The following is a 10331-nucleotide window of genomic DNA, read 5'->3' as shown; positions in this document are numbered from 1 at the left end:
GCCCGGCGGGTGGGGGGGGGGGCGGACGCACGGCCGGCCGGAGCGGCCGGATCAGTGGTGATCAGCGGGGTTCAGCGCGGTGCAGTGCGGTTCAGCGGGTGAAGGTGACCCGCTTCTCCTTCAGCGCACCGCAGTTGGAGCCGTAGACCTGCACGTACACGTTGTCGATGCTGCCGCCCCAGTCGACGCAGTGACCCTTGCCGTAGACGTAGGTCGGACCCGCGTACGACGTGTACCAGCCGTCGTCCTGGTCGCCCATCTCGGTGTCCGGCACGTAGATCCACGCGGACATGCTGAGGGCGGTGCCCGGGTTGTTGCGGATCGTCGCCACGCAGTTCTGGCCGTTGCCGGCGTTGTAGGTGAGGTAGACGGTGCCCAGCGACCCGACGGACGCCGAGTTGACGGTCTTGTAGCTGCTTCCGCACACCTTCTGCGGAGTGGTGTTGGGCGCTGCCGAGGCCGGTGCGGCCAGGGCGGTCGTGGCCCCCACCGACAGTGCGGCCAGCGCCGAGGCGGCCAGGACGGAACGACGGAACGTCATATTTCCCCCTTTGCGACTCTTGGAGCGGTTGCTCCTGTCTGGTGTGACTCGCGGACCGTGCACATGGTTGTGCCGCATTCACCGCCCAGTCGCACCCCGTACGGTCACAGGCCGCTGACCTTGCCGCTCGCCGACATCTCGTAGACGAGGGTGACGGTCCGCCGGCCGCCGGGAGCAAGGGGGACGTTCCAGCGGACGATGCCGTCCTCGTCGATCGCGTCGGGCGCGGGTGAGCAGGCGTCCCGGCGCAGCCGCACCTCGACGGCCGACACCTCGGAGACCGGGACGCGTTCGCGCACCACGACCGTCTCGTCCCGGTGTTCGGCGGGGCCGGAGAAGCGGGACAGGTGCAGCCGGACGGTCCGGGTGACGACGGTCCGCTGGGTGAGCGCGGAGGTGTCCCGGGTCTCCTCGGTGTGCCGCAGCACCCGGTGGTCGTCCCGGCTGCCGAACGCGAGGTCGACGGCGGCGCCGGGTGCGGTGAAGGAGAGGGTGCCGCGTCCGCTGAATCCGCTTCCCCGGACGAGGTCGACGGGTCCGGCGAGCAGGGCGTGGCCGGACAGGTTGTCGAACCGCACCACCTGGCCGACCAGGGGCGACAGTTCGGGCGAGCAGGTGTACTCGCTCCTCGCGGTCGAGGTGAAGGACGACAGCGGAACACGGTGGGCGCGGCCGTCGGCGGGCACGGAGACGGGCGAGGGGGAGTGCAGCACGCGCACCTGCCCGCCGTCGTCCACTCCCGGCAGCCCGGTCACCGGGGCCGGGCCCGGCTCCGCGACCTCCTCCTCGCGCAGGTCCACGTGGACCGTACGGCGATCGGCGGCGGGGCGGTCCTCGAGGGTGAGCCGGTCCTCGGCGAGCCGGGGCGGCTCCGTGGCCCGTGCGGAGCGGGCCGTCGACAGGGTCAGCCGTACGTCCGTCCAGTCCTCGCCGGTGCGCTGCCAGACGATCGCGTCCGTGTCCAGGGTGAGGGAGTCGCCGTCGAGGACGGCCCGGTAGGCCGGCCGCCACAGGGCGCACGGTGTGAGGTGGCTCAGGCGCAGCACGGCCCGCCCGGCGGCCTCGGCGCGGACGGTGAGCTCGATGTGGCCGACCAGTTCGGCGGGTTCCGTCTCGGCGAGGCCCATGGCCCGTTCGGCCTCGGCGAGTTCGGCGGTGACGGCGGCCGTCCTGGCCTCCGCCGCGCGCAGCTCCTCGCCGCGCACGTCGCGTTCGCCGTCCACCCGGTCCAGCTCCCGCGCCCAGCGGGCCCTGTCGGTCTCCCCGCAGCCGGCGCCCTGCGCGATCTCCCGCAGCAGGTCGGCGGCGAGACGCCCGAGGAGGTCGAGACGGACGCGGAGCCGGTCGCACCGCTGCTCCAGGGCCGTCCGCTCGTCCTCCAGGGCGGTGATGTGCCGGCGCAGGGCGGAGTCGTCCTCGGCGGGGCGCGGCCCGCGCGGCGTCCACGTGCGGACGATCCGCACGTCGAGCACGGTCGCCGGGAGGTCGGTGGACAGTTCGGCGTGCAGGGTGCGGTCGACGGCCGTGGCGCCGACCGGCCCGAGCCGCAGCCGCCGGGTGCCGGCCTCGAGATCGAGCACGGCGGTGCGCTCGACGTGCGCGCGGTCCTCCGTGCAGGTGACGGCGGTGACCGGGAGCGGAATCAGCTCGGGAGATTCCGAGGCCTCCGAGGACTGCGAAGTCTCCGAGGGCTCTGGGGACATGGACATGAATGTGTCAGCTCCTGCGGTTGCCGCCGGTCAGGGCCTTGCCGGCCGGAATCCGGATCTCGTAGCCGCCGTCGAGGGCGGCGGTGCCGCCCGCGGGCAGTTCCATCCGCCACACCCGCGTGCCCGGCGCGTGCTCGTCCGGGCCCGTGTCGCCCTCCGGTGCCGTCCAGTCGGCCCGTTCCTCGATCCGGACGTCCGCGTCGGAGCCGACGGGCACCCGCTCGCGCACCTCGACGCGGACGGGGACCGGGAGCCGGTTGGCCAACTCGACGTGCACCCGGTGGTCGAGGACGGTGGTGTTGTTGCGCAGCCCCGCGGTCGACTCGTGCAGGTTGGTACGGCGGGTGACCTCGATGGCCTCGGCCGGGCCGAGGCCCACCCGGCGCACCCCGCCGGGTGCGAGGGTGGGCAGCGCGGCGGTCAGCAGGAACGCCTCGTCCACGGTGACGTCCACCGGGCCGGCCAGCAGCGCCTGATCGGTGACGTTGGACAGCACCAGGGTCGCGTACACGGTCTGCTCCACGGACGGTACGCACACGTACTCGGTGCGCAGGCCGACCGGGACCTCGCCGATGGTGACGGTGTGCCAGGTGCCGTCCGAGGGCACGTCGGCGGGCGCGACGGCATCGAACCGGTGGTCGAAGGAGCCGGCCGACTCGCGTGGCCGTACGGCGTGTCCGGGCAGCGGAAGCGCGGCCACCTCGCCGGCACGGCGGCGGTGCTCGGCGGTCACCGGGTCGACGGAGGAGCCGGGGAACAGCCGGCCCCTGCGGCCGTGCTGCTCCTGCGGCCCGTGCAGGACGAGGTCGGTGTAGTCGAGTTCGTCGCCGCTCGGCCGCGGCGGCCCGGCGGGCGGCGGCGTGGGCGCGGACCCGGCGGCGGCCCCGGCCGCGGCGGGCGGTGCGGGCCGGCCGGGTGCCGCGGGCGCCGGCGCTGCGGCCCTGCTCCCGGTACGCGGCCGGCCGCGCGTGAGCGCCTGTGCGCCCGGGGCGGCGCCGAATGCCTGCGGGGCGGGCGCCGGAGCGCCGCCGGGAACCGGCGGTGCGGCGGGCGGCGCTCCGTAGCCGGCCGGTGCGGGTGGTGGCGGTGGGGGAGTGGGCGGCGAAGCGGCTGCGAAGGCCGCGCCCGTGGTGCGTGCCCCGGCCGCCGCGGGTGCGGCGTGCGCGCCGGGGCGGGGGCCGGCCGCGTCGTAGCCGGCGAAGAGGTCGTTCAGGCCCGCCGGGGGTTCGCGCCAGCCGGACGGGGCGGGGGCGGCCTGGCGGCGTCCGATCCGCAGGGAGCGCAGTCGCGGCACGTCGGTGCGACGGCGCAGGTCGGCGGTGGCCAGGGCGATGCGCACACCGGTCCAGTCCTCACCGGTGCGCTGGGCGACCGACGCACGCAGCAACAGCCGTCCCTCCGCGGCACCTTGACGGTAGGTCAGGTGGTAGGCGGGCACCCAGACGGCGCCGGGCACCCCGTACTCGACCTCCACCTCCACCTCGACGTCCGTGTCGCGCGCCCCGTCGAGGGTCAGCACGGCGCTCCACGACGTCTCCACACCGTCCGGCGGCGCGGCCGTGGAGGCCCGGGACAACCGGTCGAGGGCGACGGCGAGGTCGTGCTCGGCGTGGCGCACCTCCTCCTCGCGTTCGCGGAGTCCGTCGTGCAGTCCGGTCAAGCGTTCATCGACGAAATCGGAGAGTTCCAGCCATGCGTCGACCGGGGTGCGGCGGTGCGGGTCGGCGCGCCGGCGCGGTGGCGGCACCGGACGCAGCGCCGCGACCTCCTCGACCAGTGCCGCCTGCCGGTCCCGGCGTCCCCGTGCCGCCGCGCAGGCTTCCCGCAGCCGCTCCACCTCGCGCCGCAGGCTCTCGGAGGGCTCGAGGCCGGCCGGCTCGGCCTCGATCCCCACCCGGGCCTCGACCACCCGCACGTCGGGTGTGCCCACGACGCGCGCCCGGAGCGAGCCCCGGTCCATCGAGCGGGGCAGGCCGGTGACCCGCACGCGTCCGTCCGCCGGCACCCGGCCCCGGGCGAGGCGGCGGCAGAGCGCGCCCTGCGCGTACACCACCACCGAATCGAGTGCCGACGCCCACCTCTGGGCCGTCCCAGCCGTCATGCGCTCCCCACCCCAGCCGTGTCCGTACCGGGAGCAGCCTACGCCGCCGCACGACCGGCCCGTACGGCCGTGAAACCGTGAGCCGGGACGCAGCACCAGGGGCAGCCCCACCACCGAACCGGACGATGTCCCCCTCGCGCCGGTTCCCACGGTGCCGCCACGGTGGACCGGCACACCGTCCGGACGGGTGGCCGACACGGGCCGGCGCGCTGTTGACGTCCCAGGTGCCGACGCGGCCCCGTCGGATCGGCCCTGCGTGAAGCGCCGCCGCGGCCTCCTCCACAGGCGAGCCGCGACGGGCCAACGGCCTCTTGACGGCCACCGCATGACAGGCCTACGACCCGGTCCGGCCGGGACCCGCCGTGTGACGCACCCTGCACGGACCCGCCGCATCCCCCGAGGTGATCTTGGGCAGGCATCAGCCGCCCCAGCCGCCTCACCCGAGGAGCACCACGGCCGTGACCGCCTCGCCCGTCATATCCCCCCGCACACCGACCGCGCCCGGCGCCCTGCCCCTCCTGGGGCACGCCCACCGGCTCGCACGCGACCCGCTCCCGTTCATCACCTCGCTCCGCCGGCACGGCAGCGTCGTCCGCATCCGCATCGGTCCCACCGCCGCCTTCGTCGTCACCGATCCCGACCTCACCCGCAGGGTCCTGGTCACCGAGGCCGCCCACTTCGCCAAGGGCGGCAGGATCATCGACGCGTTACGCGTCTTCTTCGGCGACGGCCTGGCCACCGTCGCCGACGGCGACACCCACCTGCGCAACAGGCGCCTGATGCAGCCCATGTTCAACAAGGCGCACATCGCCACCCGCGTCGACGCCATGACCGACCGGATCGGCTCCATGGTCGGCGCGTGGCCGGCGAACGAGAGGCGGGACGTCTTCGCCGACATGAACGACCTCGCGCTGGCCGCGTTCCTCGTCGCCCTCTTCGGCACGGACCTGCCCGAAACCCTCCAGGCCGAGTTCACCGCCCTGATGCCGGCCGTCATGAAGGGCACCATCCGGCAGACCGTCCTGCCCGGCTGGGCCACCCGGCTCCCGCTGCCCGCCAACCGCGCGCACGCCGAACGCGTGGCACGACTGCGCACCCTGATCGACCTGGTCATCGACCACCACGACACCGCCCCGACGGGCGCGTCCTCCACCGACGCGGGCACCGGCCAGGCCTGCCCCCACGCCGCACCGGCGCGAGCGGGACTGTTCACCACCCTCCTCACCGCGGACCGGCCGCTGACGCGCCGCCAACTGCAGGACGAGGCCATCACCCTGCTCACCGGTGCCATCGAAACCACCGGCACCACCCTGGCCTGGACCCTCTACGAGATCAGCCGGCACCCCGACATCGAGCGGCGCCTGCGCGACGAGGTCGCCACCGTCTGCGGCGACCGGCCCCTGCGCCACTTGGATCTCGAACGGCTCCCCTACGCCCGGCAGGTGCTGCAGGAAGCCATCCGCGCATACGGTCCGGCCTGGATGGTCACCCGCACCGCCACCCGCGACGTCGAACTGGGAGGCCACCGCATCCCCGAGGGCGCCGACGTGGTGTGGAGCCCGTACCTGCACCAGCACGACCCGTCGTACTTCCCCGACCCGGACGTGTTCGACCCCGACCGCTGGGACCCCGACCGCCCGCAGGCGGCCCGCGGTGCCTTCCTCGCCTTCGGGGACGGCCGCCGCAAGTGCATCGGCGAGAACTTCGCATGGAGCGAGATGCAGATCATCCTCGCGACGGTGCTCCAGCACTGGCCCCGCATGGAACTCGTCTCCCGCCCGCCCCGACCGCAGGCGGTGGTCACGGTCAAACCCGACAGTCTCACCATGACGTACGGCCACGGGCCTGACCGTTCCTGACGGTTCGTCAGGACAAGGGCTCCTGCCCGGCCGAGCGGGGGTGCAGGTCCTCGTCGGTGATCGGGCGGACGACCCGGCACGGCGTGCCGAACGCGACGCTCATCGGCGGGATGCTGCGGCTGACGACGCTCCCGGCGCCGATGACGGACCCGTAGCCGATGCGGACGCCGGGCAGGACGACGGCGTTGCTGCCGATCCACACCTTGTCCTCGATCACGATCGGCTCCGAGAAGCGCCCGAAGTCGGCGCGCCGCGAAGGGTGCACCGGATGGCCGGTCGTGGTCAGCGTCACGCTCGGGGCGATCATGACTCCGTCGCCTATGCGGATGTCGACGTCGTCGACGAAGGTGAGATTCACGTTGCCGAAGAAGTCGTCCCCGATGTGGACGTTGCTGCCGAACCCCGCGTGGAACGGCGGCAGCAGGACGGTGCGTTCACCGACGGACCCGAAGATCGCGAGGAGCAGCGAGCGGCGCTTCTCCGTGTCGTCCGGCGGGGTGTGGTTGTACTCGAAGATCTGGCGGGTGCGGCGGCGCGGGGCCTGGAAGGCCGCCTCCGACTCGGTGTAGACGAGCCCCTTGGCGATCCGGGCACGGACGTCGTCCTCCTGGGCGTGCGTCACGGCGTGGCGCTCCTTTCGTACGGCCTGCGGGCACCGGCCCGACGCGCCCGGGCGGCGCGCGCCTCCAGAGCCTAGGACGCCTCGCGGCCGGACGGGCGGGCCGTCGACGCCGATGCCGACGTCGGTGTGGACGGCGGCCCGCTGCGGCCGACCAGGCTGAGGCGACGCCGCGGCCAGGCGCCCGAGCCCCGCGACCGCCGCTCTCGGTCCCGGCGCCCGCGCCCCGCGACCGCCGCTTTCAGGCCCGCGCCCGGGAAGGCACAACGAGGCCTGTGCGCGCGCCCCGGAGCCGTCAGCCCTCGTCAGCGGCACCCCGCATCCCTGACGAGGCGTCAGGAAAAGCCTGCTGTTCCACACCTTGACCGGCCTGAACCGCGCGGTTTAACGTTCCCGCGTTCGACACGAATTGAAACGATTCAATCTCCCGGATGCGCAACCCGAACTCCCCTGGGGTGTACTCATGCACGAATTCGTCTCGCAGCGTGGCGGGATGTCCAGACGCACGGTCCTCGCAACGGCGGTCACCGTGGGAGCCGCGGCCGCCCTCGGCGCCACCGCGCCCGCCGCCGCGCTCGACCGGGCCGGCGCCGCACCCGACCGGGCCGATGCCGCGGGGCACACCGCCGACTGGTTCGCCGCACCCGGCCGGTCGGTGCGCCCGAAGTTCCGGTGGTGGTGGCCGGACGGGCTCGTGGACCCCGACGAGATCGCCCGCGAGATCGACCAGATCGCGGACGCGGGCTTCGGCGGCGCCGAGATCGCCGCGGTGCACCACAGCATCCGGGACAAGTCACTGCTGGACACCGCCCGGTACGGCTGGGGCAGCGGTCCCTGGCGCGACGGTGTCGAGGCGGCACTGCGCCGGGCGGCCCGGCGCGGCCTCACCGTGGACATCAGCCTCGGCCCGAGCTGGCCCACGGCCGTCCCCGGCGTCACCCCCGACGACGACGCCGCTGCCCAGGAACTCGCCTACGGCCGGGTCTCGTTGGCCGGCGGCGCCACCTACCGGGGCCCGGTGCCCCCGCCCGCGCACCGGGCCGCCTCCGGCGTCACCGGTGAGCGGCTCCTCGCCGTCCAGGCGGCCCGCGTGGAGACCGCCCACTCCACGCGCAAGGAGACCGGGCTCGCCCTGGACAGCGTCCGCGACCTGACCGGCACGGTCACCGGCAACACCCTGACCTGGACGGCGCCCGCCGAGGGCGACTGGGTGCTGATCTCGTACTGGCAGCGGGGCTCGGGGCAGCAGCCGGAGTCGGGACCGCACACCGCCCCCGCCGCCTACGTGGTCGACCACCTCAGCGCGGCCGGCACCAGCGCCGTCACGGACTTCTGGGAGCACCGGATCCTCACCGGCTCCCTGCGGCGCCTGCTGCGAGCGGCGGGCGGCGCCTTCTTCGAGGACTCCGTGGAACTGGAGACCGAGGGACTGGTCTGGACGCGGCGGCTGCCGGAAGAGTTCGAGAAGCGCACCGGCCGCGCCCTGCTGCCCCTCCTGCCCGCGGTCGTCGTCGACGACAGCAACCAGGTGTTCGCCTTCGACGCCCAGCTCACCCGGCAGATCAGGCACGACTTCTGGGCCACCGTGTCCGACCTGTTCAACCGCCACCACGTGCGCGCCCTGAGGGACTGGGCGCACACCCTCGGCATGACCCTGCGCGCCCAGCCGTACGGACTGCAGACCGACTCCATCGCCTCCGCCGCGCTGCTCGACATCGCCGAGGGGGAGTCCCTAGGCTTCAAGAACCTCGACGACTACCGCTGCCTGGCCGGCGGCCGGGACATGGCGGGCCGCACGGTGCTCTCCTGCGAGTCGGGCGCCTACAACGGCGCGGCCTACAGCACGACCTGGGACCGGGTGCTGCGCACCATGGGCGGCGCCTACGCGGCGGGCGTCAACCAGACCGTCCTGCACGGCTTCTCCTACGCCAAGGCCCCGGAGTCGCAGTGGCCCGGCTTCGCCGCCTTCAGCCCGTACAACGGCACGCCCGGCTACAGCGAGTCCTGGGGCCCCCGGCAGCCGACCTGGCGGCACGCCGAGGACGTCGCCGGCTACCTCGGCCGCGTCCACCAGGTCCTCCAGGCCGGCACGGTCCGCGTCGACGTCGCCGTGTTCCGGCAGACCGGCTACAGCGCGACCGGCATCGGCGCGTCCTGGTTCACCTCGACCGGTGTCCCGCTCGGCTGGACCCACCAGTTCCTCAGCGGCCCGCTGCTGGACCTGCCGAACGCCCGGGTGGCGGGCGGCCGGCTGGCACCGGACGGCCCCGCCTACAAGGCCCTGTTCGTCGAGGGCGACTTCTTCCACGGCTCCACCCCGACCCTCGCCCTGGACGACGCCCGCAAGCTGCTCCGCTTCGCCGAGGCCGGACTGCCCACGGTGCTCCTGGGCGGATTCGACCAGGCGCTCACACCGGGCGTGTCGGCGCCCGGGGAGACCGAGCGGCTGCGGGACGTCCTGGACCGTCTGCTCGCCCTGCCCACCGTGGTGCGGGTCACCGACAAGGCGGCGGTCGGCGACGCGCTCACGGCCCTCGGCGTCACTCCGGACGTCCGCCACTCCTCCGCCTCGACGCTCCTCAACGCCCACCGCGTGACCGAGGAGGCGGACTTCTACTACCTGTGCAACGGCAAGCACGCCGAGACCGTCAAGCCGCCCGTCGCCGCGATCGACCACGACGTCACCCTGCGCTGCACCCGCGGACGGGAGTTCGTGCCCTACCTGCTGGACCCGTGGACGGGCCGGGCCGAGCGGGCCGGACGGTACACGCGGCGGGGCGACGAGGTCACCCTGCGCCTCGCGCTGCGACCGGGCCAGACGGCGATCGTGGCGCTCGGCCGGCCGGGCCTCTTCGGCGACCGGAACGGCAACCGCCCGCACGCCGTCTCCTCGGACGCCGACGAGGTGCTGTTCACCGCTGACGGACTCGCCGTGCGGGCCGCCGCGGGCGGCACGTACCGAACGCGCCTGTCGCAGGGCCGCACGGTCACCACCACCCTCCCGGCCGTGCCCGCCGCGATCGAACCCGGCCGGTGGCACCTGGAGGTCGACGACTGGTTCCCCGGCCCGGACGCGACCCGGACCGAGACGGTACGCCGGACCCTGGTGCTGGACGCACTACTGCCCTGGTCGCGCATTCCCGGACTGGCGGACTCGGCCGGCGTCGGCAGGTACCGCACCACCGTGGTGCTCCCGGACCACTGGAGCCCCGCCCACGGCGCCCTGCTGGACCTGGGGCAGGTCAGCGACACCTTCCGCGTGACGGTCAACGGCAGGGACACGGGCCCCGCGGACCGCATGCGCCCCGTCGTGGACGTGGGCCCGCTGCTGCGGCGGGGCGAGAACACCATCGAGATCGAAGTGGCGACACCGCTGGTGAACCGTCTGCGGACGACCCGTCCGGAGGTCTTCGGCTCGGTCGCCCGCCAGGACCACGGACTCGTGGGCCCGGTCCGTCTGGTGCCGTACGCCCAGTCCACCCTCTGATTGAACGTTTCAAAC

At 74.2% G+C, this 10331-nt stretch carries 6 protein-coding genes; 2 read left to right on the top strand and 4 right to left on the bottom strand.

Annotated features, from left to right (window positions below):
- Positions 1-91: 91 nt before the first annotated feature.
- The 3 genes from FGW31_RS00495 to FGW31_RS00485 all read right to left on the bottom strand — a co-directional run bounded on the left by FGW31_RS00495 (position 92) and on the right by FGW31_RS00485 (position 4351).
- Positions 92-541, bottom strand: coding sequence for a spore-associated protein (locus tag FGW31_RS00495; RefSeq protein ID WP_142191260.1), 450 nt, complete (start codon positions 539-541; stop codon positions 92-94).
- A 104-nt stretch (positions 542-645) separates the two neighbouring features.
- Positions 646-2244, bottom strand: a complete 1599-nt coding sequence (locus tag FGW31_RS00490; RefSeq protein WP_142191270.1) for a mucoidy inhibitor MuiA family protein — start codon at positions 2242-2244, stop codon at positions 646-648.
- Between the two features lie 13 nt (positions 2245-2257).
- The gene (locus FGW31_RS00485) at positions 2258-4351 is read right to left on the bottom strand and encodes a DUF4139 domain-containing protein (protein WP_142191259.1); all 2094 of its coding nucleotides are present in this window, start codon (positions 4349-4351) and stop codon (positions 2258-2260) included.
- Positions 4352-4809: 458 nt separating this feature from the next.
- Between FGW31_RS00485 and FGW31_RS00480 the strand changes: the two genes are divergently transcribed.
- Complete coding sequence (locus FGW31_RS00480) at positions 4810-6210, top strand: cytochrome P450 (protein WP_142191258.1); 1401 nt, start codon at positions 4810-4812, stop codon at positions 6208-6210.
- A 7-nt stretch (positions 6211-6217) separates the two neighbouring features.
- Here FGW31_RS00480 and FGW31_RS00475 read toward each other — a convergent pair whose 3' ends face one another.
- Complete coding sequence (locus FGW31_RS00475; protein ID WP_142191257.1) at positions 6218-6832, bottom strand: sugar O-acetyltransferase; 615 nt, start codon at positions 6830-6832, stop codon at positions 6218-6220.
- 460 nt (positions 6833-7292) lie between these two features.
- Here FGW31_RS00475 and FGW31_RS00470 point away from each other — a divergent pair, with 460 nt between their 5' ends.
- Positions 7293-10316, top strand: a complete 3024-nt coding sequence (locus tag FGW31_RS00470; RefSeq protein WP_142191256.1) for a glycosyl hydrolase — start codon at positions 7293-7295, stop codon at positions 10314-10316.
- Positions 10317-10331: the final 15 nt, after the last annotated feature.

The sequence above is a fragment of the Streptomyces calvus genome (assembly GCF_006782915.1).
GTDB classification, from domain to species: domain Bacteria; phylum Actinomycetota; class Actinomycetes; order Streptomycetales; family Streptomycetaceae; genus Streptomyces; species Streptomyces calvus.
This window is presented reverse-complemented; position numbering and strand designations above follow the sequence as displayed.